Origin of the sequence: Paracoccus marcusii, from assembly GCF_028621715.1 — a bacterium.
Taxonomy (GTDB): Bacteria; Pseudomonadota; Alphaproteobacteria; order Rhodobacterales; family Rhodobacteraceae; genus Paracoccus; species Paracoccus marcusii.
The window spans coordinates 2,945,144-2,969,905 of sequence record NZ_CP117466.1 but is presented as its reverse complement, the minus strand read 5'-3'; the positions used below and the strand labels follow the sequence as shown (position 1 = coordinate 2,969,905).

Here is a 24,762-nt window from a genome sequence, read left to right as displayed (position 1 = left end):
GCTTCGGGATCTTTCAGTCGGTGAAATAGTCGGGATGCGCCGCGGCCATCTGCGGCAGTTCGGTCAGCATCTGGCGCAGATGCGTGCGGATGGCATCTTCGGCGCCATCGGCGTCGCCGGCCTGCAGCGCGGTCAGGACGGCACGGTGCTGGGCGATGGTCTGGCTGCGGTCGAAGACGCGCATCGACAGGTGCCGCAGGCGGTTCATCTGGGCCTTGAGCCGTTCCAGATCCTGCCAGACGGCGCCTTGATCCGCCGCCAGGGCCATGGCCCGGTGGAACCGGTCGTCCGATTCGATGAACCCCGGCACGTCGCCTTCGACATCGCATCGTTCCTGCACGGTCAGTTCGGCGGCCATCGCGGTCAGATCGGGGCGAGTGGCGGCCACATGGCGGGCCAGGTCGCTTTCCACCGCCTCGCGGATGAAGCGCGCCGACAGGACCGCCCGCATCGAGATGCGCCCGATATAGGTGCCCCGTTGGGGCAGCACCTCGGCCAGGCCATCGGCGGCAAGCCGGATGAAGGCCTCGCGCACGGGCTGGCGCGACAGGTTGACCTGGGCCGCGATCTCGGTCTCCGACAGGCGCGTGCCCGGCAGCAGGTCGCCGCGCAGGACGCAGCGGTACAACCAGTCATGGACCTGCTGGGCGGTCGTGGCAGCGCGGATCGGAATCATGTCAGGCCCTTTTCCGCAAATTTATACCATACTTCCATACCAGTAAAGGGCATCGGTCGGTCGATAGCATTTTAGAAAGGATTCGCTGCCAGAATGGCGCGGCGGGCGTCAAGATCAAGCGACACCGCAACCCCGACCAACCTTGTCGAAGGCAGTCCCATGAAGATCGCAGCCCTCTCCCTTTTGCTTGCGCTGGCCGGTCCGGCGCTGGCCGACGATCCGTTGCTGACCGTCGTCGGCCCGGACGGCACGCAGACCTATGACGAGGCGGCGCTTCAGGCGTTTGGGCCGGTCAGCTTTGCCACATCGACCATCTGGACGGAGGGGCAGCCGACCTTCACCGGGGTCCCGCTGCAGACGATCCTGACCGATGCGGGCATCGATGAGGGCACGGTCTCGGCCGTGGCGATCAACGATTACGCGGTGCAGATTCCCGTGGACGAGGTGACGGCGGATTATCCCATCGTCGCGTTCCAGCAGGACGGGCAGGCGATGTCCGTGCGCGACAAGGGGCCGCTCTGGGTGATCTATCCCTATGACTCCGATCCTGCACTGCAGTCCGAGGTGACCTATGCCCGCAGCATCTGGCAGCTGGTCCGGATCGAGGCCGTGCGGTGATCAACGCAGTGGGCACCGACCTGCATCCCCCGCGCATCGCGCGGGCGGTCAGGATGATGCCCGCCTTCTTCGGTTGCGTGATCCTGGCCCTGGGGCTGGTCGTCTGGCTGCTGCAGGTCGATGCGCGCCGTCAGATCGACGAGATGGGGACCGCCGCCACGGACAACACCCAATGGTTCCTGGCCCAGTCCGAGGTTGAGGTGCTGGCCCTGCAGCGTGCCGCGCTGCTGCTGGCCGCGCCCGGTGCCGGCGCGGATCAGGCGCAAGATCTGCGGCAGCGGTTCGACATCTTCTACTCGCGCATCCAGACGCTGCAGCAGGGGCGGACCTATGACCACCTGCGCGCGGAACCCGGCATCTCGACCGCGCTGCAGGCGATCCAGTCCGGGCTGGACGCCGCCGTGCCGGTGATCGACGGCGATGACGCGGGACTGATCGCGGGGCTGCCCCGGATCATGCCCATCGTCGACGCCGCCGTGCCCCTGGTCAGGCAGGTGTCGCTGGAGGGGGTGCGGCTGTTCGCCGAGAAATCCGCGCTGCGCCGCGAAGGCGTGGCCCGCGCATTGACGACCCTGTCGCTGCTGGTCGTTCCGTTGTTCATGGTGCTGGCGGGCAGCGTCGTGGTCCTGGCCGCGATGGTGCGCAGCGCAGGCGAACGAAACCGCCGCATCGCCGCTGTCAGCAATCGCCTGAATTCGCTGTTCGAGGCGTCGATCGACGCAATCCTGGTGGCGCGCCCCGATGGGCGGATCCTGGGTTTCAACGCCGCAGCACAGCGCATCTACGGATATGACCGGGCCGAGGCCGTGGGCGCGGACGTCGTCGACCTGCTGACCCCGCACGACCGACGTGCCAAGGTGCGCGAAGTTCTGGCCCGGGTCCGTGACGGCACCACCCGCCCGCGCGCCGGCGGGCCCGATATCATGCAGACCGCCGCCCGGCACAAGTCGGGCCGGATCATCCCGGTCGAACTGTCCATGTCGGTCGCCCGAGGAGAGGACGGACCGCTGGTGGTCGCCTTTGTGCGCGACGTGTCACGACGCGCGGCCGAGGAGGCCGAACTGATCGAGGCCCGTGACCGCGCCGTCGCGGGCGAACAGGCCAAGACGCGCATGATCGCCGTGATGAGCCATGAGATGCGGACACCCCTGAATGGCATTCTGGGCTTGCTGGACCTGCTGAGCCTGACCGAACTGGACGACCGCCAGCGCCAGTACGTCGCTGCGATGGAGCATTCCGGTCGCATGCTGCTGGGCCATGTCAACGATGTGCTGGACACCTCGCGGGCGCGCAGCGGTCAGTTGGTTCTGGCCCGGAACCCGGTCGACCTGCGCAGCTTGGTCGATTCTTCGATCCTGGGTCTGCAGACGCAGGCACAGGCGGCGGGCAACCAATTGATGGCGGTATATTCCGGCGACGATATGGCGCCGGTCCTGGGCGATGCTGCGCGACTGGAACAGATCGTCGTGAACCTGGTCGGCAACGCCATCAAGTTCACCGAGAACGGACATATCACCGTGTTGGTCGATACGTCGGGGCCACCGGGACACGTCACGTTGCGCGTGACCGACACAGGTATTGGCATCCCCGCAGGCGATCTGGACAGGATCTTCGATGCGTTCGTCACGTTGGGTTCGACCTTCGACCGCAAGGTCGAGGGGACGGGACTTGGTCTTAGCATCGTCAAGGGCCTGGTCGATGCCATGGGCGGAAAGATCACGGTCTCAAGCCAGCCGGGCAGGGGGACCGCGTTCCGGATCACGCTGCCCCTGGAGCCTGCGCCCGTTGCGCCCGACACGGTGCCCCAGCAGGCGGTGGCCAGTCCGGACTGTCCCGGCCTCAGCATTCTGATGGTCGAGGACAATGCCATCAACCGTCTGGTTGCCCGCGAGATGCTGCGCCGCCAAGGATGCGAGGTGACCGAGGCCGAGGATGGCCTTGCCGGCGTCGCCGCCGCCCAACAGCGCCGGTTCGACCTGATCCTGATGGATATCAGCATGCCCCGCATGAACGGCATCGACGCGGCCCGGCGCATTCGCGCGGGTGACGGCCCCAACCGCGACTGCCCCATCGTGGCCCTGACGGCCCATGCCATGCCAGAGGATCTGGCAAGCTTTCGTCAGGCCGGGATGGACCGGTCGCTGGTCAAGCCGCTCAGCCGGGCGGCGCTCAATGCGCTGTTGCAGGCGGTGCGTCCCGCGGGTCCGTTGCCGCAGGCGTGATCGGCCGCGTTCCCCTGCATCTGTTGCAGAATCTCCGGGGTGGGCCGCCAACCTTGCGGCGGGGGCTTGGGGGAAGGGACGCGGAGGGCTATTGTCGCTGAAAAGGCCAATACAAGCACGAGGCAGCAGCATGTCCACGAATCGTCCCTTCGGCGACCGAAGAACCTTCCTTCAGGGTCTTGCGGCGACGGGCGTCCTGATCCCCGCCATGGCCTATGGCCAGGAAAACCCGGGACCGCAGCGCAACCAGTCGTCGTTCCGCGCGCGGCATTGGCAGGATTTCTATCCGTCCTTGGGCAAGGGGGTTCTGCTGGCCGACGTGACCTCGCGCGCGGTGCATTTCTGGTCGGGTGACGAAAGCGTGCATTTCGTCTTTCCCTGCGCGATCCCGATGACAGACGAACTGACCCGCCGCGGCCAGACCGAGATCGTGCGCAAGGTCGCCAACCCGCCCTGGACGCCCACCCCCAGCATGCGCGTCAAGGATCCGACCCTGCCGCAGCGGGTCGAGGGGGGCGCTCCCGAAAACCCGTTGGGCAAGTTCGGCCTGTACCTGGGCTGGCCGGCCTATCTGGTCCACGGCACGCATGACACGCGTAAGATCGGGCGGCGGTCGTCGTCGGGCTGCTATGGCCTGTATAACGAGCATGTCGAAAAGCTGTATGCGGTCGCAGAGATCGGCACACAGGTGACGGTGTTCTGATCGCCAGGGCGGGGCGCATGGCGCCCTGCCTTTCAACCGTGGTGGATCGCGATGGTCTTGGTGCGGGTGAAGCCGTACAGCGCCTCGAACCCCTTTTCGCGACCATGCCCCGACTTGCCGATGCCGCCGAAGGGCAGCTCGACCCCGCCCCCCGCGCCATAGTTGTTGATGAAGACCTGGCCGCAGTTCAGCCGGCCCGCCAGGCGCAGCTGTCGCGCCCCGTCGCGGGTCCAGATGCCGGCGACCAGTCCGTAATCGGTGCCGTTGGCGATGCGAAGGGCCTCTGCCTCGTCGGCAAAGGGCATCATGACCTGCACCGGACCAAAGATCTCCTGCTGCGCCAAGGTGTGATCGGGGGGTACGTCCGCAAACAGCGTGGGTCGCACGAAATGGCCGCCGGCCGCCGCGTCAGGATGCAGGCGCCCCTGAGCCGCCAAGGTCAGTTCGCGGGTGCCAAGATCGATGAAATCCTGCACCAGTCGCCTCTGGCGCGCCGACACCAGCGGACCCAGGTCGTGGCTGTCGGGCGCCGGTCCGGCCACAAGCCCGTTGAAGATGTCGGACATGCGGCGACGCACCTCGTCGTAGACACCGGCCTGCACCAGGACGCGCGACGCGGCCGAACAGGTCTGCCCGGCATTCTGCATGCAGGCCCCGACCAGAACCGGGATCGCCCGGTTCAGGTCAGCATCGTCAAAGACGATCTGGGGCGACTTGCCCCCCAGTTCCAGCGTTACGGGCACGGCGTTGGCCGCCGCCGCGCGCTGAATGCCGGCCCCGGTCCCGACCGAGCCGGTGAAGGACAGATGATGCACGCCCCGATGTGCGGACAGCGCCGCGCCCACCTCGGCCCCCAGGCCGGTCACGACGTTCAACGCGCCGGGGGGCAGACCCGCCTGATGGGCGATCTGCGCAAAGACCAGGGCCGAGAGCGACGCATCCTCAGCCGGCTTCAGCACCACGGCATTGCCCGCGGCAAGCGCCGCCGCGACGGCCCGGCCCAGGATCTGCATGGGATAGTTCCATGGGATGATGATCCCGCAGACGCCATGCGGCTCGCGCAGGGTATAGGCGGTATAGCCCTGCTGATAGGGAATTGTGCTGCCCATCAGCTTGTCCGCCGCACCGCCGTAGAACTCCAGATAGCGGGCCAGGGCCACCGAATCGCGGCGCGACTGGTCCAGCGGCTTGCCCACGTCCAGCGTCTCGATCATCGCAAGATCCTCGGCCCGGTCCAGGACCAGGGCGGACATCCGCGTCAGGATGCGCCCGCGGTCGGTGGCGGTCAGCGCCCCCCAGGGGCCGTCGAGGGCGGCACGGGCGGCGGCGACGGCGACGTCGACATCGGCCGGGGTGCCGCGACCGATCACCCCGATGGCATCGCCGGTCGACGGATCCTCGACCGGCAGGGTGCCGCCTTGGGGGCGGGTCCAGTGGCCATCCACGAAGATCAGGCTGGTGTCGATGCGGGTCAGATCGTCGATGATCATGCTGCGGTCCTGTGGTCGGTGGAAAAATTGCGTCCGGTCACCTTGTGGCCCGGACGGCCAGCGCCCAAGCTGGCCCCCCGGCAGGACAGGAGGAGACGATGGACAAGATGACGGTCGGCATGGTGGGCGTGGGTCTGATGGGCCACGGCATCGCGCGAAACATTGCGGCCAAGGGGTGGCCGCTGCTGTTTCTGGATCATCCCGGCAACCAGCCGGTCGGTGACCTGACGGCGCTTGGTGCGCGCCGCCTCGACAGGCTGGAGGCCCTGGCGGAATGCCGCGCGGTCATCCTGTGCCTGTCCGGCACCCCCCAGGTCGAAGAGGTGCTGCTGGGCGCGGGCGGTCTGCTGGCCGCGATCCGTCCGGGAACCGTGATCGTCGACTGTTCGACCGCGATCCCGGCATCGACCCTGCGCCTGGCGGGGCTGACGCGCGAGGCGGGCGGGGAATTCATGGACGCGGCCATGACCCGCACCCCGAAGGAGGCCGAGGAAGGCCGCCTGAACCTGCTGGTGGGCGCGGACGGTGATCTGTTCAACCGCATGCGCCCCCTGCTGGGCACGTTCGCCGAGAACATCTTTCACGCGGGCGAGGTCGGCGCGGGCCATACGCTGAAGCTGCTGCACAACTTCGTCTCGATCGGCTGCGCGACCCTGATCAGCGAGGCCGCGGCCTGTGCGCGGCAGGCGGGCATCCGTGACGCGACCTTTGTCGACGTGCTGTCCAAGGGCGGCGGGCACGGTGCCGCGCTGGACCGGATCGCGCCCTTCCTGCTGTCGGGGGACACATCGGGAATGCGCTTTTCGGTCGCGAATGCGGCCAAGGACCTGTCCTATTACCGACAACTGTCGCGGGACGTGGGCGCCGCGCATGACGCGGCAGACGGCGTCGGGGCAGCCCTGGACGGGCTGGCCCAAGGCGGTTTCGCCGACAGCTATCTGTCGGAAGCCGCGGCCCTGTTTTTTCCGCAGGACAAGCCCTCGCACGACTAGCCCGTGACCACGGGCCAGGGGCGTGCGGGCGGGGCGATCCGTTCCCACGCCCGCGCGGCGCGCAGCACGCCCAGGTCGTCGAACCGGCGGCCCGCGATCTGCAACCCGATGGGCACGCCGTTCCGGTCATGGCCGCAGGGCACGCTGATCGCCGGTTGTTCGCCGATGTTGAAGGGCGCGGTAAAGCCGATATGCTGCATCGCGCGAGTCACGTCGTTGTCGGCCGGATAGGCCCAATCCGCCGGAAAGCTGACATTCGGAGAGATGGGCGACAGGATCAGGTCCAGATCAGCCATGGCCTGCGTGGTGCGACGACGGATCTCGACCGTGGCGCCATAGCTGCGCCAGACGTCCTCTCCGGACCGGCCCAGACCCGATTCGGCCCATTCCCGCACCAGCGGCAGGATCCGGGCCCGCTGTTCGGGCGCCAGCGCCAGCACGTCCAGCCCGGCCCGCGTGCGCCAGAAATCATCCAGGCTCTGCAGCAGGTCGGGGGTCATCCACGGATCGATGGGCCGGATGACGGCACCAGCCTGTTCGAACAGCGCCGCCGCGGCGGTCACGGCGTCGCTGACCTGCGGGTCGACCGCCGTGCCGCAGCCGGCGTCCATCAGCAGGCCGACGCGCAGCCCCTTCAGGTCGCAATCCAAATTCATCCAGTCGATCGTCGCGGGCGGCAGGGACATGTGGTCGCGCCCGTCGGGCTGGGACAGCACCGCCATGGCCATCGCTGCATCGGTGACGGTCCGCGTCATCGGTCCCGCCGCGCGCCCCATGAAGGGCGGGTCGATCGGCACGCGCCCCAGGCTGGGCTTCAGCCCCACCAGCCCGCACCACGCGGCGGGCAGCCGGATCGATCCGCCGATATCGGTCCCCAGATGGAGCGGCCCATAGCCCGCAGCCCCTGCCGCTCCCGCCCCCGCGCTGGAACCGCCGGGGTTCATGGCGGTGTTCCACGGGTTGCGCGCCAGCCGGTGAAAGCTGGACAGGCCCGAGGACAGCATCCCGAAATCGGGCATGGTCGTGCGTCCCAGAAAGACCGCCCCTGCCTCGCGCATGCGGGCGGCGGGGGGCGCGTCCTCGGCGCGCGGCGTCATGTCGCTGACCGCGGTGCCCAGGGGCATCGCCACGCCGCGGGTGGCGATGTTCTCCTTGATGGTGATGGGCACGCCGTCCAGCGACACGCCTTTCACCGTCAACGGCGCGCCGCGCCGCCAGCGCTCCTCGGACGCGCGGGCGGCCTCCAGCGCCACGTCGTGATCGACGGTCCACATCGCGTTCAGTACCGGCTCGCAGGCCTCGATACGGTCCAGGACGGCGCGGGTCACCTCGACCGGGGACAGGCTGCGGTCGGCGAAGCCCGCGGTCATCGCGGCGGCGGTCAGGTCGGCAAATGCAGTCATGGGGTCCTCAGATGATCCGGGTCAGCAGGCCCGCGGCCAGGCGCGCGCGCTCGGGCAGGCTGTCGATCTCGATATGTTCGTCCAGCGTGTGCAGGCCGCGGCCGCGCACGCCGATGCTGTCCAGCGTGGGCACGCCCATTGCGCCGGTGAAGTTGCCGTCCGACCCGCCGCCCGACCGGTCCGACGACAGGTCGAACCCGATCTGTGCCGACAGGTCGCGCGCCAGGTCATACAGCGCCATTGTGCCCGGCTGCGGCTCCCAGACCGGGCGGGTGACGCCGCGGGTGACGGTGAATTCCACCCCGTCCCGTTCGCCCTGCAGCGCCAGCATGGCCGCAACGCCGCGGTCCAGGTCGGCTTGCGTTTTGGCCATGGACAGGACCTCGGCCCGGCATTCCGAGGCCACGCAGTTCACCCATTGCCCGGCATGGATGACGCCCACCGAGAAGGTGCAGTCCTCGGTGGTCATCGCCTCGATCTCCAGGATGCGGCGCGCCATGGCGGCGATGGCCGACCGCCCGTCCTTCAGCGCCCAGCCCGCATGGCTGGGCCGGCCATGGGTCAGCAGGTCGAAGCGCGCGATCGCGTATCGCCCGATCACCGCGCCCCCGTCGGGCAGCGCAGGTTCGGGCAGCAGCACGGCGCGCTGGCCGCGGGCGGCATCCTCGATCAGGCCGCGGGTGGCGGGGGTGCCGACCTCCTCGTCGGGGGTGAAGAGGAACGTGACCGGCAAGGGTGTGGTCAGCCCGCCCCGCGCGATCTGGCGCATCGCCTCAAGAAAGACGTAGTTGCCACCCTTCATGTCCATGATGCCCGGCCCCCAGGCCTTGCCGTCCTGCACGCGGAAGGGCAGCTTCTCCAGCGTGCCCAGGGGATGGACCGTGTCCATGTGCCCCGACACCAGGATGCCCGGCTTGCCCTGGTCGGCATGCGGAAAGGTCGCGCGGATCGAGGTGCCGAAGCCCCTGGTGCCCGGCACCGTCTCGACCGTGGCGCCGATCGCGGACAGGTCGCGCGCGGCCAGGTCCATCATCCGGCTGACGGCACCCGCGTCCCAGGTCGGGCTTTCGCATTCGATCCAGGGGCGCAGGCCCGCCAGCATCTCCTCCGCGTCGAAGGGCAGGTGCAGCGCGCTCATGCCGCCACCGGCAGGCGGCGTTCGATCAGCCGCGCATAGATCGACGCGCCGACGGGCAGGATGCCCTCGTCCAGCACGAAGCCCGGATTGTGCAGCGGCACCGTGCCCGCATGGCCAAGGTTGCCATAGGCGCCGGGGACCTGCTGCAGCATGTCGGCAAAATCCTCGGACCCGGTGAAGGGCTGGGAATCGTCGCGCACATTGTCTGCGCCCAGCACGTCGGCGGCGGCCTGGGTCCAGGCGTCCGACAGGTCGGCATCGTTCACAAGCACGTCGAAGATCTCGCGGAACGCGCAGGTGATCCGCAGATCGAAGGCCTGCGCGGCACCGTCGCAGATGGCGCGCATCCGCGTCTGCATCAGGTCGCGGACCTCGGGGCGGAAGAAGCGGATCGTGCCGGCCAGGGTCGCGGTCTCGGGCACGACGTTGTAGGCGCTGCCCGCATGGATCTGGGTGACCGACAGAACCGCCTGATCCAGCGGCGCGACGTTGCGGCCCAGGATCGTCTGGAACTGCCCGACCAGCCCCGATGCCGCGACCAGGGCGTCGCGCGACTGCTGCGGCATGGCGGCATGGCTGCCCTTGCCCGTCACGGTGATGTCGAAGAAGGACGCCCCCGCCATGGCCGGCCCCTTGCACAGCGTCGCGCGGCCCGGCTGGCCGGTCGGCTGGTTGTGCATGCCATAGACCTCGTCGACCGGAAAGCGCTGGAACAGCCCGTCCGCGATCATGGCGCGGGCGCCGCCCAGGCCCTCCTCGGCGGGCTGGAAGATCAGGACCGCGGTGCCGTCGAAATTGCGCGTCCGCGCCAGATACTGCGCGGCGCCCAGCAGCATCGTCGTATGCCCGTCATGGCCGCAGGCATGCATCTTGCCGGCCTGGGTCGAGGCATGGGCCAGCCCCGTCGCCTCCTGGATCGGCAGCGCGTCCATGTCGGCGCGCAGGCCGATGCGGCGGTTGCCCTGACCCCGGCCATGCACGATGCCCACGACGCCGGTCCTGCCCACGCCCTCGTGGACCTCGTCCACGCCCCATTCGCGCAGCTTGGCCGCGACGACCGCGCTGGTGCGGACCTCCTCCATGCCGATCTCCGGGTGCGCGTGCAGGTCGCGGAAGATCTCGGTCAGTTCCGGGACGGCGGCGTCGATCTCAGGCAGGTTCGGCATGTCTCACCTCTGGCATGGCACGGAAGTTCTGGAAGTCCCATGACCGGCCGGGAGCGGCCTCGATCAGGGCGCGGGTATAGGGATGGGCGGGCGCGGCCAGCACCTCGCCCGCGGGGCCGTGTTCCACCACGGCGCCGCGCTGCATGACGATCACCTCGTCGCAGATCTGGGCGGCGACGCGCAGATCGTGGGTGATGAAGACGATGGCGATGCCCAGGTCGCGCTGCAGCTGGTCCAGAAGGTCCAGCACCTGCGCCTGCACCGACACGTCCAGCGCCGACACGGCCTCGTCCGCGACCAGCACGTCGGGGCGCATCATCACCGCGCGGGCGATGGCGATGCGCTGCCGCTGCCCGCCCGAGAACTGGTGCGGATAGCGGGCCAGCGCGTCGGCGGGCAGGCCCACGACGCCCATCAGGCGCGCGGCCTCGGCCATCGCGTCCGTACGGCTGGTGCCATAGTTCAATGGCCCCTCGATCAGGCTTTCGCCGATGGTCCAGCGCGGGTTCAGCGACCGCATCGGGTCCTGGAACACCACCTGCAGCTTCTGGCGGTGCGGGCGCAACGCGCCGCGCGAAAGGTTCGCGATGTCGGCATCGTCCAGCAGGATGCGCCCCGAACTGGGGTCGATCAGCCGCATGATGCAGCGCGCGACGGTGGACTTGCCGGACCCGCTCTCGCCGACGATCCCCAGGGTGCGACCGCGCGACAGGGCGAAGGTCACGTCGCGGGCGGCATGCGCCTGCGGCAGCTTGCGCAGGATGCCGCCGCCGCCATAGATCTTGTTCAGCCGCTCGACCCGCAGGACGGCATCCGCCGCCTGGGGCCGGGCTTCGCGGGGCGACAGGCTGGGCACGGCCTTCAGCAGCTTGCGGGTATAGTCCGCCTGCGGGCTGCGCAGCAGCGTCTCGACCGCGCCATGTTCGACGATCTCTCCCTGCTTCATGACATAGACGGTGTCGGCAATTTCCGCGACGACGCCCATGTCATGGGTGATGAACAGCACCGCCGTGCCATGGTCGCGCTGCAATTCGTCGATAAGCGCCAGGATCTGCTTTTGCGTGGTCACGTCCAGCGCGGTCGTGGGTTCGTCCGCGATCAGCAGGACGGGTTCCAGTACCAGGGCCATCGCGATCATGATCCGCTGGCGCTGGCCGCCCGACAGCTGATGCGGATAGCTGCGGAAGATGCGCTCGACATCGGGCAGATGGACCTGCTCCATGATTGCCACGGCGCGACGGCGGCGTTCCGCGGCGGGCAGGTCGGTGTGCAGCTCCATCACCTCCATGATCTGGTCGCCCACGCGCAGGACCGGGTTCAGTGCGGTCATGGGCTCCTGGAAGATCATCGCGACGCGGGCCGCGCGCAGGTCGCGCATCTGCGCCTGTGTCAGGGGCAACAGGTCGCGCCCCTGCAACTGGATCGTGCCCCCCGCGACGCGCAGCGCGTCGGGCAGCAGCCCCATGATCGCCAGCGAGGTGACGGATTTCCCCGACCCGGATTCGCCCACCAGGCAGACGGTCTCGCCCGCGCGGATGGTCACGTCGATGCCCTTCAGGACCGCGGGGTTTCCCGGCGTCTCGGGCAGGGTCACGGTCAGCTCGCGGGCCTCAAGCACCACGTCGGCCGCGTCGAAGTTGCGTGTCTTGAACTGCATCAGCCTGCCCTTTTCTTCAGCCGCGGGTCCAGCATGTCGCGTGCCGCGTCGCCCAGAAGGTTGATCGACAGGATGCACAGCGACAGCGCGATGCCGGGATAGAGGATCAGCTCCGGCTTGATGCGGAAGAACAGCCGACCCTCGGCCATGATGTTGCCCCAGGTGGGGGTCTCGGTGCTGACGCCTGCGCCCAGGAAGGACAGGATCGCCTCGGTCAGGATGGCGCTGGCCAGGATGTAGGTGCCCTGCACGATCAGGGGCGCGGTGGTGTTCGGCACCAGGTGGCGTATCAGGATCTTGCGCATCGGCGTGCCAAGCGCGATCGCGGCCTCGACATAGGGCTCCTCGCGCGCGGAAAGGACAACGGCGCGGACCAGGCGCACGACGCGGGGGATCTCTGGGATGGTGATCGCGGCGATGACCGATCCGACCGACGGGCCGTTCAGCGCCACCAGCGCGATGGCCAGCAGGATCGAGGGGATTGCCATAAGCGCGTCCATCGCCCGCATGATGATCGCGTCCGCCGTGCGGAAGAAGCCCGCGATCATGCCGATGATCAGACCCAGCAGGACCGACACCACCGCCGTGGCGATGCCGATGATCAGCGACAGCTGTCCCCCGATCAGCACGCGGCTGAAGATGTCGCGGCCGAAATTGTCGGTGCCAAGGGGATGGCCCTCGATCGGGCCCTGCAGGCGGGCCATGGGGTTCATCGCCAGCGGGTCGTGCGGTGCGATCCAGCCCGCCAGCAGCGTCAGGAGGACGATGACGGCCAGCACCAGCGCCGCGATCTTGCTGCCTGCGCCCAGATGCGGCAGGCGCAGCGCGCGCAGGACCGGCTGCATCGCCGAGGTCGGTTGCGGTACCTGTGCCATCAGTAACGGATCCTTGGGTCAAAGAGGCTGTAGCTGAGGTCGATCAGCAGGTTCACCAGCACATAGAGGAAGCTGGTCAGCAGGATCATCGCCTGGATGACCGGATAGTCGCGCGCCAGGATCGCATCGACCGTCAGGCGGCCCACGCCGGGAATGTTGAAGACGGTCTCGGTCACCACCACCCCGCCGATCAGCAGGGCAAAGCCGGTGCCGATCACGGTCAGGATCGGCACGGCCGCGTTCTTCAGCGCGTGGCGGAACAGGACGGTGCGTTCCGGGGCCCCCTTGGCGCGGGCTGTGCGGATATAGTCCTCGCCCAGCACCTCCAGCATGTTGGCCCGCGTCATGCGCGCGATCAGCGCGACATAGATGGTGGACAGCGTCAGCGCGGGCAGGAAGGCATTTGACAGAAACCCGCCCAGGCCCGACGACAGGGGCGTGTATCCCTGCACCGGGAACCAGCCCAGCTGCAGCGAGAAGACCAGGATGAAGAGGTATCCGATCACGAAGACCGGCACCGAAAACCCCAAGACCGAGAAGGTCATCACCGCGTAATCGGCCATGCTGCGATGCTTCCACGCGGCCAGCACGCCCATCGGCACGGCGATCGCGACCGACATCACGATGGTCAGCACCGCGATGGACAGGGTCGGCGCGATGCGGTCGGCGACCATCGTGGCCACCGGCGTGTTCGAGATCAGCGACACGCCCAGATCGCCCCGCAGCAGCTGTCCGACCCAGGTCACGAACTGGATGTGCAGCGGGTCGTTCAGGCCCATGGCCTCGCGGATGCGCTCCAGCTGGGCGGGGGTCGCCATGTCGCCCGCGATGATCGCGGCCGGGTCGCCCGGCGTCAGGCGCAGCAGCAGGAAGACGAAGACGGCGACCAGCAGCATCACCGGAATGACGGCCAGAATGCGCCGCAGGATGTACCCCAGCATCAGGTTTCTCCGATCAGGTGGGTGGGGGGGCGGCGGGACCGCCCCCTGCTTTCGATCACTCGGACTTCTGCAAGCCCCAGAAGACCGGCACGGGCGAGTTGATCATCTCGGTGATCGTGGTGCGGCGGGCCTGCGGCAGGGTGTACTGACCCAGAGGGATCAGCAAGCCGTTCTCCAGGGCGTGGGCCTGGATCTTCTCGGCGACCGCGGCCTGGGCTGTGGCGTCGGGGGCGTCGATGAACTCCTCCTTGAGACCCTCGATGGTCTCGTCGGTGGGCCAGCCGAACCAGGCGTCGTCGCCGCGTCCGTTCAGCATCGGGTTCGAGATCGGGTTCGAGATCTCCGGCACCATCCAGTTTGTGATGAACACGTTCCAGCCCCCCTCGGCCGGGGCCGCCTGGCTGGCGCGGCGGGTGACCAGCGTCTGCCAGTCCATCGGCTGCAGCTCGACCTGGAACCCGGCCTCGCGCAGCATCTGCGACACGACGACGGGCTGAGTGGCCAGCGCCACCATGTCGGTGGGCGCCATCAGCACGACCGGCGTGCCGTCATAGCCCGCCTGTTCCAGCAGCGCCCGCGCCTCCTCGGCGCCGCCGCCCTGGGTCAGGGTTTCGGTGCCGGTCGCGTTCTCTAGCGGCGTGCCGCAGCCCAGGATGGCGCCGCAGACCGAATAATATTCGGGGTTGCCGACCATCGCGGCCAGGACCGGTTCCTGGGTGATCGCCTTGATGGCCGCCTGGCGGACCTGGACGTTGTCGAAGGGCGGGTGCAGGAAGTTCATCCGCGTCATCGTCTGCATGCCGGTCGGCTCGCGCGTTTCGACGACGATGTTCGGATCACCCTCCAGCAGCGGGATCAGGTCGACCTGCATCGCCTCGATATAGTCGATCTCTCCGCCCGACAGCGCGTTCACGGCGGTCTGGACGTCGGGCATGTTGACCCATTCGACGCGGTCGACATTGACGACCTTGCCGCCGGCCATCCAGTCGGCGGGTTCGTCGCGCGGCACGTATTCGTCGAACTTCTCATAGACGACCATCAGCCCCGGCTGGAACTCCGCCTCGACAAAGCGGAACGGCCCCGAGCCCACGTATTCGGTGATCGCCTCGTCGGCCGAGGTCTCGGCCACGCGGGCGGGCATGATGAAGGGGGGCAGGGCCGACTGCTTGGACAGCACGTCCAGCATCGGCACGAAGGGTTCGGTCAGCGTCCAGGTGATCGTCTTGTCATCGGTCGCCTCAAGGCTGGCGGTGCGGTCCATGATGACCTGTCCGCCCGCGTCCTTCTGCCCCCACCGCTGCAGCGAGGCCACGGCATCGGCCGCCGTCACCGGCGCGCCGTCATGGAAGGTCAGCCCGTCGCGCAGCGTGAAGGTATAGGTCAGCTGATCGTCCGAAATGGTCCAGTCGGCCATCTGCGGCTGCGGCTGGAAATCGGAATCCTGCGCGATCAGCACGTCATAGATCATGTAGGCATGGTTGCGCGTGATGTGGGCGGTGGTGATCACGGGGTCCAGCACGCGCAGGCCGGAATGCATCACGGCCTTGACGGTGGTCTCGGCCCAGGCCGCGCCTGTCAGCATGGTCGAGGCCAGAAGCGTGGCAGTCAATTTCTTGAGCATGGTGTCCTCTCTGTTGAACGGGTCCGCGGGGTGATCTTGGCGTCAGCCTTGCGCGGGGGGTGTGAAGGGTGCGCCGCCCGGCTCAAGCCGGATGCCGGGGGCAAGGTTGCGAAAGGGCAGGCTGGCCGGGCTGACGGGCATGGGCCCGGGCGCGGCGCAGGTCAGGATCGCCGCCGCGATGGGGGCGAAATCGGCACGGAAATGGTTCGAGCTTTTTACGACCAGGATGGCCTGCTCCTCGGGAACGATCCCCAGGAAGCGGAACATCTGCCGATCCGCCATCTGCGCCTTTTCCGACGCGACGGCGACCCGCACGCCCCCGATGCTGAGGCAGGCGGACGGCCCAAGCGCCAGATGCGCGCCGCCATAGAACGGGCCCGTGGCATGGCAGGCCCCGTCGGACAGCGCGTCCACGGTGAATTGGCCCTGAAATGGCGCATCGCCCGGAATGCCGGACCGACCGCCTAGGGCCAGATCGATGGTCGCGCCCACCCCCGCGGCATGGGCCGCCGCCGCCGCCTCCGGATCGATGATCAGGCCGATGGCCGCGTCCCGGGCATCGGCCTCGACCAGGGCGCGCAGCATGCCGGTCGTGTCGGAATTGCCGCCTGCGCCGGGATTGTCCTGCGTGTCGACCAGGATCACCGGCCGATCTGTTGCGCGGCGCATCGCCTCTGCCACCCCGCCCGCGGCGCTATGGCATTCGCCGCGGAACGCGGGTTCGGCCTCGCGCAGGGCCTGTGCCAAGCCGTCGGCCATCGCATCGGCCTGTGCCTGCGTCTGGGCATAGGCGATGACCGAGGGGCGGCAGTCGGCGAAATCGGCCGCGGGAAACCCCACGAACAGCGACGCACAGCCCTGACCGTCGCAGGCGGCAACCCGGTCATAAAGCCCGGCTGCGGGCTGTGCATCGGTCGCCTGCCAGGCGATCGGGATCAGAAAATCCAGCTGCCGGAACGCCTTGGCGTTAGGCGCGCCGCTCATCAGGCGGTCCAGTTGCTGAGCCGCACGATGCCCGGTCAGGGCCATGTCGACATGCGGATAGGTGCGGAACCCCACCATTAGGTCGGCATTGTCCACCATCCGCGCCGTGATGTTGCCGTGCAGGTCCAGCGCCGCGACGACAGGCGTATTCGGCCCGACTGCCTGGCGCACCCGCTCCAACAGCAGGCCTTCGCCGTCCGGCGCCCCATCGGCCACCATCGCGCCATGCAGGTCCATAAAGACGCCGTCCAGTGGCCCCGCATCGCGCAGGCCTTGGACGATCTCCTCGGTCAGGGCGGCGTAGCAATCGGCGGTCACCGGCGCGGATGGGACCGCACCGGCCCAGACGACAGGCACCATCTGCCAGCCCTGCTTTTCGCCATGCGCGATGACGCCGGCGATCGGCAGGTTCACGTCCCGCGCCCGATCGATGATCTGCGCCCCGCGGCACAGAGGCAGATAGCCGCCGCCCTGTTCAAAGGCCGCCATGTCGGCGGGGCTTGGGGCAAAGGAATTGCTCTCATGAACGAAGCCCGCAAGGGCGATCCGCAAAGGACGGGCAGGAATCGTCTGGGTCAGCAATGTATTGTCATCCGATACAGTTGCATTGTATCACGAGTGTATTAACCCAAAATTGATCATGTCAATGTCGGAGATTGCATGCAGCGCAAGAATCACGATCCGGACGGTCCGCAGGCAGAGAATGCCTTGTTCGTCCAATCCCTTGCCCGCGGAATGAGCGTTCTGGAAGCGTTTCGCGATGCCGACGGGGCACTGTCGCTTGGCCAGATCGCCACGCGGACCGGGCTGACGCGCAGCGCGGCGCAGCGTCTGGTGCACACCTTTCGCAAGCTGGGCTATCTGACGTTGGCCGAGGATGGTCGCGGCTTTCGTCTGGACCTGCCGATCCTGGACCTGACGCACGACTATCTGCGCCTGAACCCGCTGGTGCGTCGCGCCAGTCCGATCCTGCTGGACCTGCGTCGCAACGTCCGCGAACGGGTCGACCTGTCACTGTTCGATGGTCAGCGCATGGTCTATGCCGCCCGGATGCAAAGCAAGCGCGAGACGTTCTTTGCGACCTTGGTGGGCAACAGCGTGCCCACGACCTGCACGTCGGGCGGGTGGGCGGTCATGGCGATGCTGCCCCCGACCGAGGTCGACCAGATCCTGGACCAGGCCAGTCTTCGGCCGCTGACGCCCCGGACCCTGACCGATCCCCAGGCGATCCGCGACCAGGTCGCGTTGGCGCGAGAGGCCGGCCACGCGCTGGCGCTGGAGCAGATCCTGATGGGAGAGGTGGCCCTTGGCGTGGCGATCCCGGACGCATCGGGCCGCCCGATCGCCGCGATCCACATCGCCGGATCGCTGTCGGAGTGGGATCCGGAGGAGTTCCGCCGCCGCAACGCACCCTTGGCCGCCGAGGCCGTGCGCAGCATCATGTCGGCGTAGGCGACATGATGTATGGCAGCCAAGTACGGCTGATTATTCGACTTTCTGGATATTGGCTGGGGCGGTAGGATTCGAACCTACGGTACACGGTACCAAAAACCGATGCCTTACCACTTGGCCACGCCCCAACTGTGGAGGGTGATTACCCAAGCCCGCAGATGGGTGCAAGACGAAAAATGCAGAAATCTTGCCCCCGTCCCAAAGCCCCGGTATCGACGCGCCATGGAACATGCCGATATCGTCATTCTGGGGGCCGGGGCGGCCGGATTATTCTGCGCAGGCTCTGCCGTCGCGCAGGGCAGGCGGGTCGTGGTGCTGGATCATGCGCCGACGCCCGCCGAAAAGATCCGCATTTCCGGCGGCGGGCGGTGCAATTTCACCAACTTCGCGACCGGGCCGGACCGTTTCCTGTCGGACAACCCGCGCTTCGCAGCCAGTGCCTTGGCGCGGTATCGTCCGCAGGCCTTTGTCGATCTGGTCGACCGGGCGGGAATCGCCTGGCATGAAAAGACCCAGGGGCAACTGTTCTGCGACGGCAAGGCCACGCAGATCACCGACATGCTGCTGGATCGCATGGCCGGGGCAGACCTGCGCCTTGGCACGCGCATCGACGGCGTCAGCCAGGATGGTGATCGGTTCGTGGTCGCGACCTCCGGCGGGCCGATCAGCACGGGTCGGGTCGTCGTGGCGACGGGCGGCAAGTCGATCCCCAAGATCGGGGCGACGGGGCTAGGCTATGATCTGGCGCGTCAGTTCGGGTTACGTCTTGTCGATACGCGGCCCGCGCTGGTGCCGCTGACCTTTGCGGAACAGGATCTGGCGCTGTGCCGTCCGCTGGCCGGGCTGTCGGTCGAGGCGCGGATCACGCATGGCAGGGGCAGCTTTCGCGATGCGCTGCTGTTCACGCATCGCGGGTTGAGCGGCCCGGTGATCCTGCAGATATCAAGCTTCTGGCAGGCGGGCGAAGTGCTGACCATCGATCTTGCGCCCGACCGCGACATCGCCGCCGACCTGAAGGCCGCACGCGGCGGCAAGGCGCAGGTGGCGACCGTCCTGGCCCAGATGCTGCCGGAACGCCTTGCGCAATCCGTGGCGGCGGACGCGGGCTTGGCACAGGCGCGGCTGGCCGATCAGTCGAACGCCCGGCTGGACGCGCTGGGCGCGCGTGTGAACCGGTGGCAGGTCCGACCCGTGGGGACCGAAGGCTATCGCACCGCCGAAGTGACCCTGGGCGGCGTGGATACGCGCGATCTGGACGCGCGGACCATGCAGGCGCGCCAGGTGCCCGGACTGGCGTTCATCGGCGAATGCGTCGACGTGACGGGGTGGCTGGGCGGCTATAATTTTCAGTGGGCCTGGGCGTCAGCGGATGCCGCCGGGCGCGCCGCCTAGGTCCGTGGCGTCGGGCTGAGCAGGTCGCGTCCGTCATCGATGCGACCCCGTTCGACCATCTCCTCGAACGCGGCGTCGGGGTTCAGGTCGGACAGGCGCGCATCGGCGGGGCGTGAGGGGCGGGCAGGGCTTGGACGCGCCTCCGCCTCGGGCTGTTCCAGGCGGATGCGGTGGACGGGTTCCGGCACCAGGTAGCCCTTGCTGTCCAGCGCATGGCGCAGCAGGCGAAACGCTTCTCCACGCGCCAGGTCGAAATCGGTGCCGTCCTGCGAGACCCACCCCCCGGCGCGGATGACCACGTGATCCGGTCCCTGGGCATCCAGCCAGGCGACGGGTTCGGGACGCTTCAGCACGAAATCCATCCCCGCCAGCGTCCTGAGCACCAGGTCGCGCGCGCGGCCCAGATCGGCGCCGGGGTCGATGGTCAGGTCGACCATAAAGCGACGTTCGGGGTTGCGCGTGTAATTGGTCAAGACGGCCTTGTAGATGATCTGGTTCGGGATGCGGATGTGATTGCCGTCCAGCGTCAGCAGGGTGGTGCCGCGACTGGTCAGGCGGATCACCCGACCGCGCAGGCCGTTCACCTCGATCAGGTCGTTCGGGTTGAAGGGTTGGCGCAGCGACAGCAGCATCGTGGCCACGAATCCTTCGATCGTGTCGCGGGCCGCAAAGGACAGCGACAGGCCGAAGATGCCCGCCGCACCCAGCAATGTCCCCAACAGAGCCCGCGCGCCCATCAGGTCCAGCGCCACAACAAGCGCAACGATCCATGCGGTCAGCCGGATCGTCTGCGCCAGAAACCCGGCGATGAAGGGGTTCGGTGCGATCCCCGACAGGGTTCGTTCCCGCCGCGACAGCCAGCCGCCCGCCAGCACGATTATCGCCCCCACGGCCAGGCCCAGTGCCATGAAGGGCAGTCCCGCGATAACAGCGGTCAGGCGGGACTGAAACCTGTCGCGGACCGAAACCAGCCGCGTGCCCAGGTCTGTAGACAGGGTTACCTGATCCTCGATCGCGACGACCCCCTCGACACGCGCAAGCAACGACTCGAGGCGCGAGATGGTCTGCTGTTCGGTCACCTCGCCGACAAGGGTCACGATCCCCGCATCGACACTGGCACGGACGCCATCAAATTCAGGGACTTGCGCCAGGATGCTGGAAATCCGCGACAGGATTGCCAGGTCCGTCGCCCGATTGTCCTGTGTCGAGATCGCGCCGCTTGGCGTCGACGGTGCTGATGGATCGGCGACCTGGGCGGCCACGGGGGCCGCCAACGTCAATAGGATCAGCAGTACGCGGATCATGCCGGGAGCGGGTCCGCCTTTGCCAGCCGGTCGAAGGCCATCAGCGATGCGATCAGCGCGGACATGCGGTCCAGCGGGATCATGTTCGGCCCGTCGGACGGCGCGGTGTCGGGGGCTTCGTGCGTTTCGATGAAGACGCCGGCCACGCCCAAGGCCACCGCGGCCCGTGCCATGACCGGGGCGAATTCACGTTGTCCGCCCGAACTGCCGCCCTGACCGCCCGGCTGCTGGACCGAATGGGTCGCGTCCATGATCACCGGATAGCCGGTGCGCGCCATGATCGGCAGCGACCGCATGTCGGCCACCAACGTGTTATAGCCGAAGCTCGCCCCGCGTTCGGTCAGAAGGATGTTTTCGTTCCCGGTCGAGGCGACCTTGTCCGCGACGTTGGGCATGTCCCAAGGGGCCAGGAACTGACCCTTCTTGATGTTGACCACCGCGCCGGTGCGGCCCGCAGTCAGCAACAAATCGGTCTGGCGGCACAGAAACGCGGGGATCTGGATCACATCGACCACTTGCGCGGCGCGCACCGCCTGGTCGGCGTCATGAATGTCGGTCAGCACGGGGCAGCCGAACCTCTCGCGGACCGCGGCCAGGATCTCCAGCCCCTCGTCGATGCCTAAGCCTCGGCGACCCGACAAAGAGGTGCGGTTCGCCTTGTCATAGCTTGCCTTGAAGACGAAGGACGCCCCGGCATCGGCACAGGCCTTGGCCATCACTTCGGCGATCATCAGCGCGTGGTCCAGGCTTTCCAGCTGGCAGGGTCCGGCGATCACCGTCAGCGGCAGGTTGTTGCCGCAAGTGATCGAACCGATGGGGATATGCTTGGCAGTCGTCATGTCGATACCTGTTCGCGTAGGATGGAGGCCGTCAGCGACAGCATCAGATAGATACCCGAAAACACCAGGAATGCCACCAGGGTGTTCTGGAAAGCGCGCGGATAGGTGGCCTCATCCGGCGGGATGGGCGCGATGGACAGCGACAGATAGCGGACCTGCTTGTTCGCCTCGATGCGCGCGGTCTCCATCTGGGCGGCGGCGGCGGCCAGCATTTCCTGGCGGGTCAGCATCTCGGCCTCGGCGACGCGCAGCTCTCCGCCGATGGCGGCCAGAGAGTTGCGGGTGTCGTTGCCCTGCGTCAGCTGCTGGCGGGTCTGGGTGATCAGGTCACGCAGGCGGGCGATGTCGCCCTCTACCGCATCGACGCGGCTTTGCAGGGGGCGGGCATTCGACAGCAACTGGCCCAGTTCCAGCTGCTTTTCGGCCAGTTGGCCTTCCAGCATGCTGACCTGCGCCATGACCACGCCGCTTTCCGCGACAGGGTCCAGGACGCCCAGCCTCTCCTGCAACTCCTGGACGCGAAGCTGGGCGGCCAGCATCTTCTCCTCGGCGTCCTGATAGGTCTCGCGCGCGCCGTCCATCTGGTCGGAGCGCATGCGTGAGGTCAGGGCGTCAACAAGCTGTTCCGCATAGGAAATCAGCGCGCGCGAGAACTGTTCGCTTAGCTGCGGGTCGGGCGCGATGACCTCCATGTTCAGCACGCCTTCGGTCGGGTCATAGCCGATCTTGACGGAATCCTTGTACAGGCTGAACGTGGCCTCGTTTGTGGCATCCGCGGGCAGGCGCTTGATCGCATCGACCGACGGGTCCTGGAAGGCGCGCCGGAAGCCCAGATCCTCGTCTAGCCGCAGCATCGCGTCGCGCGATGTCAGATAGCTTTGCACCGCGACCGCGTCCTGGTTCGTGCCCAGGCCCGACCCGCCCAGCATCCCGCTGAGCCCGCTGGCGCCGGATCCGCTTTCGGCCGACTGGATCTGGAACTGCGATACCGTTGCGTAAAGCGGAGAGGCATAGCGGCCGTAATAGATGCCGACCAGTGCGGTCGGCAGGAACACGAACAGCGCCAGCCGCATCGCCAGCATTGCCATGCGACGGCGGCGGCGGCGGGCCAGGTCGCGCTGGATGCGATAGATTTCGGCGGCGCGCTTTTCTTCGGTCAGTTCCTCGCGGGACGGCAGGGCGGGGCGGCCGGGGGGCGCCGGGCTGCGGTCGGGTAGGATCGACGGCACGGGGGCCTGCCGCACGGCGGGCGCGTTGGGTGAGGGGGCGGCCTGCGCGCGCGTGCCCTCCGACGACAAGATGCTGCCGACGGCGGTGCGATGGGACGGATCGATCCCCCGCTCGCGCAGACGCAGCACGGCCTCCTCGGCCGAGGAAACCTCGATCTGGTGCAAGGCGGCGATGCGCTTAGCGATGCGCAGCTGGCGTTCGGTCAGCTTCTCTGCGCGGATGGCGGCCAGTCGCGCCTCCATGTCGCCAGAATCCGCAGGGGGGGCGGCCGGCATGTCCTTTTCGGGGGACGGCGCTGCGGGCTTGGTCAGGCGAAAATCACCCAGGCCGTCGTCGATCGGTTCGGTGGCCAGGAACCGTTCCAGCCGCGCCTGGCGTTCGGACGCGTCAGAGGCGGGGGCATCGCTGCGGCGCGCGACCTCCAGCCGGGGCGGCGCGGGGCTGTCCGATGCGGTCGGTTCCGCCGGCGGGGGCGTCTGGGGCGTGATCGAGGCCATCGCCTGCGTGTTGTACCGGCGCGCTTTAGGAGGTGTAGTCATAATATTGCTTGGCCTCGTCGAGGGTCTCGAACAGATACAACCTGCCATCGCGCAGGATCGCGGCGCGGTTGCAGAACTTCTCGATCGTGCTGGGCTGGTGGGACACGATCACCGTGGTTGCGGTCTGAAGCCGCTCGAACAGGACGCGACCGGCCTTGCGATTGAATTCCACATCCGTGGTCTGGGGCATGCCCTCGTCGATCAGGTAGATGTCGAAATCCAGCGCCAGCAGCAGCGAGAAGTTGAACCGTTGCCGCATGCCCGTGGAATAGGTGCCGACCGGCATGTCGAAATATTCGTGGATGTCGCACAGCCACCGCGTGAAGGCCGCGACGTAATCAGGGTCCAGCCCATAGATGCGCGCGATGTAACGCGCGTTCTCGTTGCCGGTGTGGCGCGTGACCAGGCCACCCATGAACCCCAGGGGAAACGAGATGCGGCATTCGCGGCGGATCTTGCCTTCGTCGGGCTTTTCCAGCCCGCACATCATGTTCACCAGGGTGGTCTTGCCGGTGCCGTTGGGGGCCAGGATGCCAAGCGATTGCCCCAGCTCGACCCTGAACGAGGCCTGCTCGAGGATGATCTTGTGCTGCTTGCCGGTCCAGAACGATTTGGACACATTGTCGAATTCAAGCATGGCCTTGTTATACCAACGCGTTTCGGCACGAGGCGTGCCATGCCGGGTGCCTCGACTGCCAAGGCGACATTAGGGTGGGGCGGACGGGGTGTCCAGTCTTGCCATCGGGCCCGATAATTTGTGATCTGACCAGCCTTATATCGCCGCAATTTCGCCATAAATGCGACGCATGTATCATCACGACGCCCCGCTGACCGAGCGTATCCGTGCCTGCAGGCTGTGCGCGGACCGCTTTGCCGTGACCGCCACGCGCCATGCGCCCCGACCGGTGGTCTGGTTCCGGCCGGGAACGCGGATCCTGATCGTGGGGCAGGCGCCGGGGGCGCGGGTCCATGACAGCGGGCGGCCCTTCACCGACCGTTCCGGCGACAGGCTGCGCGACTGGATGGGGGTGGAGCCGGACATTTTCTATGACCGCGACCGGATCTCGATCGTGCCGATGGCCTTCTGCTTTCCGGGTTACGACGCCAAGGGAGCGGACCTGCCGCCCCCGCCGATCTGCGCGGCGACGTGGCGGCGGCAGGTGATGGACCAGCTGAACCCGCAGCTGACCCTGCTGGTCGGCGGGCACGCGATGCGGTGGCATCTGGGCGCGCGAAACGTGACGCAGACCGTCCGAGACTGGCGCACCCATGCGCCCGCGGTGTTTCCGCTGCCCCATCCCAGCTGGCGCAACACCGGATGGCTGCGCGCCAACCCGTGGTTCGCGACCGACCTGCTGCCCGTGCTGCGGGACCGCGTGGCGACCCTGCTGGGCTGATCAAGGCCAGGTCCACGCCCAGGACGCTTTGTGGCCGTGCGGGCTTGTGTTTCGCACACGCATCCGTGACGATAAGACCATCCAGCGGGAACGCGCCTGTCATGCCTTCCCGCCAATCATCGT

The 24,762-nt window shown here is 67.7% G+C and carries 21 protein-coding genes and 1 tRNA gene; 7 read left to right on the top strand and 15 right to left on the bottom strand.

Annotated elements, in window-relative coordinates; genetic code table 11:
• Nucleotides 1-13 precede the first annotated feature (13 nt).
• On the bottom strand, nucleotides 14-676 hold the full coding sequence (locus PRL19_RS14680; RefSeq protein ID WP_045998957.1) for a GntR family transcriptional regulator: 663 nt from the start codon (nucleotides 674-676) through the stop codon (nucleotides 14-16).
• A 159-nt stretch (nucleotides 677-835) separates the two neighbouring features.
• On the opposite strand from PRL19_RS14680, the gene PRL19_RS14675 reads away from it, so the two are divergent.
• The 3 genes from PRL19_RS14675 to PRL19_RS14665 all read left to right on the top strand — a co-directional run bounded on the left by PRL19_RS14675 (nucleotide 836) and on the right by PRL19_RS14665 (nucleotide 4,219).
• Nucleotides 836-1,294 (top strand): putative pterin-binding protein, encoded by a 459-nt coding sequence (locus tag PRL19_RS14675; RefSeq protein ID WP_273743397.1) that lies wholly within the window; start codon nucleotides 836-838, stop codon nucleotides 1,292-1,294.
• Nucleotides 1,291-3,516, top strand: coding sequence for a hybrid sensor histidine kinase/response regulator (locus PRL19_RS14670; protein WP_273743396.1), 2,226 nt, complete (start codon nucleotides 1,291-1,293; stop codon nucleotides 3,514-3,516). Before PRL19_RS14675 ends, PRL19_RS14670 begins: the two co-directional genes overlap by 4 nt.
• Nucleotides 3,517-3,646: 130 nt before the next feature.
• Complete coding sequence (locus PRL19_RS14665) at nucleotides 3,647-4,219, top strand: L,D-transpeptidase (RefSeq protein WP_045981684.1); 573 nt, start codon at nucleotides 3,647-3,649, stop codon at nucleotides 4,217-4,219.
• Nucleotides 4,220-4,251: 32 nt separating this feature from the next.
• Here PRL19_RS14665 and PRL19_RS14660 read toward each other — a convergent pair whose 3' ends face one another.
• Complete coding sequence (locus PRL19_RS14660) at nucleotides 4,252-5,709, bottom strand: aldehyde dehydrogenase family protein (protein WP_273743395.1); 1,458 nt, start codon at nucleotides 5,707-5,709, stop codon at nucleotides 4,252-4,254.
• 11 nt (nucleotides 5,710-5,720) lie between these two features.
• Between PRL19_RS14660 and PRL19_RS14655 the strand changes: the two genes are divergently transcribed.
• The gene (locus tag PRL19_RS14655) at nucleotides 5,721-6,701 is read left to right on the top strand and encodes an NAD(P)-dependent oxidoreductase (protein ID WP_420704400.1); all 981 of its coding nucleotides are present in this window, start codon (nucleotides 5,721-5,723) and stop codon (nucleotides 6,699-6,701) included.
• Here the strand turns inward: PRL19_RS14655 and PRL19_RS14650 are convergent.
• The 8 genes from PRL19_RS14650 to PRL19_RS14615 are packed head-to-tail and all read right to left on the bottom strand — an operon-like array spanning nucleotide 6,698 to nucleotide 17,068.
• Nucleotides 6,698-8,104: an amidase gene (locus PRL19_RS14650; protein ID WP_273743393.1), complete on the bottom strand. Its 1,407-nt coding sequence runs from the start codon at nucleotides 8,102-8,104 to the stop codon at nucleotides 6,698-6,700. The genes PRL19_RS14655 and PRL19_RS14650 overlap by 4 nt on opposite strands.
• A gap of 7 nt (nucleotides 8,105-8,111) precedes the next feature.
• The gene (locus PRL19_RS14645) at nucleotides 8,112-9,242 is read right to left on the bottom strand and encodes a M20/M25/M40 family metallo-hydrolase (RefSeq protein ID WP_273743392.1); all 1,131 of its coding nucleotides are present in this window, start codon (nucleotides 9,240-9,242) and stop codon (nucleotides 8,112-8,114) included.
• On the bottom strand, nucleotides 9,239-10,408 hold the full coding sequence (locus PRL19_RS14640; protein ID WP_273743391.1) for a M20 aminoacylase family protein: 1,170 nt from the start codon (nucleotides 10,406-10,408) through the stop codon (nucleotides 9,239-9,241). The genes PRL19_RS14645 and PRL19_RS14640 overlap by 4 nt, the downstream gene beginning before the upstream one ends.
• Nucleotides 10,392-12,065: an ABC transporter ATP-binding protein gene (locus PRL19_RS14635; protein WP_273743390.1), complete on the bottom strand. Its 1,674-nt coding sequence runs from the start codon at nucleotides 12,063-12,065 to the stop codon at nucleotides 10,392-10,394. The genes PRL19_RS14640 and PRL19_RS14635 overlap by 17 nt, the downstream gene beginning before the upstream one ends.
• Nucleotides 12,065-12,940 (bottom strand): ABC transporter permease, encoded by an 876-nt coding sequence (locus tag PRL19_RS14630; protein WP_273743389.1) that lies wholly within the window; start codon nucleotides 12,938-12,940, stop codon nucleotides 12,065-12,067. The genes PRL19_RS14635 and PRL19_RS14630 overlap by 1 nt, the downstream gene beginning before the upstream one ends.
• Nucleotides 12,940-13,881, bottom strand: coding sequence for an ABC transporter permease (locus PRL19_RS14625; RefSeq protein WP_045981692.1), 942 nt, complete (start codon nucleotides 13,879-13,881; stop codon nucleotides 12,940-12,942). Before PRL19_RS14625 ends, PRL19_RS14630 begins: the two co-directional genes overlap by 1 nt.
• 55 nt (nucleotides 13,882-13,936) lie before the next feature.
• Nucleotides 13,937-15,502 (bottom strand): ABC transporter substrate-binding protein, encoded by a 1,566-nt coding sequence (locus PRL19_RS14620; RefSeq protein ID WP_273743388.1) that lies wholly within the window; start codon nucleotides 15,500-15,502, stop codon nucleotides 13,937-13,939.
• 42 nt (nucleotides 15,503-15,544) lie between these two features.
• Nucleotides 15,545-17,068 carry a M81 family metallopeptidase gene (locus tag PRL19_RS14615; protein WP_273743387.1) on the bottom strand — a complete coding sequence of 508 codons (1,524 nt, stop codon included), beginning with the start codon at nucleotides 17,066-17,068 and terminating at the stop codon, nucleotides 15,545-15,547.
• 78 nt (nucleotides 17,069-17,146) lie between these two features.
• On the opposite strand from PRL19_RS14615, the gene PRL19_RS14610 reads away from it, so the two are divergent.
• On the top strand, nucleotides 17,147-17,938 hold the full coding sequence (locus tag PRL19_RS14610; protein WP_273743386.1) for an IclR family transcriptional regulator: 792 nt from the start codon (nucleotides 17,147-17,149) through the stop codon (nucleotides 17,936-17,938).
• A 53-nt stretch (nucleotides 17,939-17,991) separates the two neighbouring features.
• On the opposite strand, the gene PRL19_RS14605 is transcribed toward PRL19_RS14610, so the two are convergent.
• A tRNA-Gln gene (locus PRL19_RS14605) sits at nucleotides 17,992-18,066 on the bottom strand.
• A 94-nt stretch (nucleotides 18,067-18,160) separates the two neighbouring features.
• On the opposite strand from PRL19_RS14605, the gene PRL19_RS14600 reads away from it, so the two are divergent.
• Nucleotides 18,161-19,330, top strand: coding sequence for a BaiN/RdsA family NAD(P)/FAD-dependent oxidoreductase (locus PRL19_RS14600; protein ID WP_273743385.1), 1,170 nt, complete (start codon nucleotides 18,161-18,163; stop codon nucleotides 19,328-19,330).
• Here the strand turns inward: PRL19_RS14600 and PRL19_RS14595 are convergent.
• The 4 genes from PRL19_RS14595 to PRL19_RS14580 are packed head-to-tail and all read right to left on the bottom strand — an operon-like array spanning nucleotide 19,327 to nucleotide 23,879.
• Entirely contained in the window at nucleotides 19,327-20,634 is a 1,308-nt protein-coding gene (locus PRL19_RS14595) for a mechanosensitive ion channel family protein (RefSeq protein ID WP_273743384.1), read from the bottom strand. The genes PRL19_RS14600 and PRL19_RS14595 overlap by 4 nt on opposite strands.
• A complete protein-coding gene (gene kdsA / locus PRL19_RS14590; RefSeq protein WP_273743383.1) occupies nucleotides 20,631-21,473 on the bottom strand; it encodes a 3-deoxy-8-phosphooctulonate synthase in 843 nt (280 codons plus the stop codon). Before kdsA ends, PRL19_RS14595 begins: the two co-directional genes overlap by 4 nt.
• On the bottom strand, nucleotides 21,470-23,200 hold the full coding sequence (locus PRL19_RS14585) for a KpsE/RkpR family capsule polysaccharide export protein (RefSeq protein WP_273743382.1): 1,731 nt from the start codon (nucleotides 23,198-23,200) through the stop codon (nucleotides 21,470-21,472). The genes kdsA and PRL19_RS14585 overlap by 4 nt, the downstream gene beginning before the upstream one ends.
• A 25-nt stretch (nucleotides 23,201-23,225) precedes the next feature.
• The gene (locus tag PRL19_RS14580; protein ID WP_045981699.1) at nucleotides 23,226-23,879 is read right to left on the bottom strand and encodes an ABC transporter ATP-binding protein; all 654 of its coding nucleotides are present in this window, start codon (nucleotides 23,877-23,879) and stop codon (nucleotides 23,226-23,228) included.
• A 169-nt stretch (nucleotides 23,880-24,048) separates the two neighbouring features.
• Here PRL19_RS14580 and PRL19_RS14575 point away from each other — a divergent pair, with 169 nt between their 5' ends.
• Entirely contained in the window at nucleotides 24,049-24,639 is a 591-nt protein-coding gene (locus PRL19_RS14575; RefSeq protein ID WP_273743381.1) for a uracil-DNA glycosylase family protein, read from the top strand.
• Nucleotides 24,640-24,762 lie beyond the last annotated feature (123 nt).

Coding starts and splice junctions, on each gene's coding strand:
- PRL19_RS14575 (WP_273743381.1), top strand. CDS start 24,049: ATGTATCATCACGACGCCCCGCTGACCGAGCGTATCCGTGCCTGCAGG.
- PRL19_RS14595 (WP_273743384.1), bottom strand. CDS start 20,634: ATGATCCGCGTACTGCTGATCCTATTGACGTTGGCGGCCCCCGTGGCC.
- PRL19_RS14600 (WP_273743385.1), top strand. CDS start 18,161: ATGGAACATGCCGATATCGTCATTCTGGGGGCCGGGGCGGCCGGATTA.
- PRL19_RS14610 (WP_273743386.1), top strand. CDS start 17,147: ATGCAGCGCAAGAATCACGATCCGGACGGTCCGCAGGCAGAGAATGCC.
- PRL19_RS14650 (WP_273743393.1), bottom strand. CDS start 8,104: ATGACTGCATTTGCCGACCTGACCGCCGCCGCGATGACCGCGGGCTTC.
- PRL19_RS14630 (WP_273743389.1), bottom strand. CDS start 12,940: ATGGCACAGGTACCGCAACCGACCTCGGCGATGCAGCCGGTCCTGCGC.
- PRL19_RS14625 (WP_045981692.1), bottom strand. CDS start 13,881: ATGCTGGGGTACATCCTGCGGCGCATTCTGGCCGTCATTCCGGTGATG.
- PRL19_RS14640 (WP_273743391.1), bottom strand. CDS start 10,408: ATGCCGAACCTGCCTGAGATCGACGCCGCCGTCCCGGAACTGACCGAG.
- PRL19_RS14585 (WP_273743382.1), bottom strand. CDS start 23,200: ATGGCCTCGATCACGCCCCAGACGCCCCCGCCGGCGGAACCGACCGCA.
- PRL19_RS14635 (WP_273743390.1), bottom strand. CDS start 12,065: ATGCAGTTCAAGACACGCAACTTCGACGCGGCCGACGTGGTGCTTGAG.
- kdsA (WP_273743383.1), bottom strand. CDS start 21,473: ATGACGACTGCCAAGCATATCCCCATCGGTTCGATCACTTGCGGCAAC.
- PRL19_RS14660 (WP_273743395.1), bottom strand. CDS start 5,709: ATGATCATCGACGATCTGACCCGCATCGACACCAGCCTGATCTTCGTG.
- PRL19_RS14675 (WP_273743397.1), top strand. CDS start 836: ATGAAGATCGCAGCCCTCTCCCTTTTGCTTGCGCTGGCCGGTCCGGCG.
- PRL19_RS14665 (WP_045981684.1), top strand. CDS start 3,647: ATGTCCACGAATCGTCCCTTCGGCGACCGAAGAACCTTCCTTCAGGGT.
- PRL19_RS14580 (WP_045981699.1), bottom strand. CDS start 23,879: ATGCTTGAATTCGACAATGTGTCCAAATCGTTCTGGACCGGCAAGCAG.
- PRL19_RS14680 (WP_045998957.1), bottom strand. CDS start 676: ATGATTCCGATCCGCGCTGCCACGACCGCCCAGCAGGTCCATGACTGG.
- PRL19_RS14620 (WP_273743388.1), bottom strand. CDS start 15,502: ATGCTCAAGAAATTGACTGCCACGCTTCTGGCCTCGACCATGCTGACA.
- PRL19_RS14645 (WP_273743392.1), bottom strand. CDS start 9,242: ATGAGCGCGCTGCACCTGCCCTTCGACGCGGAGGAGATGCTGGCGGGC.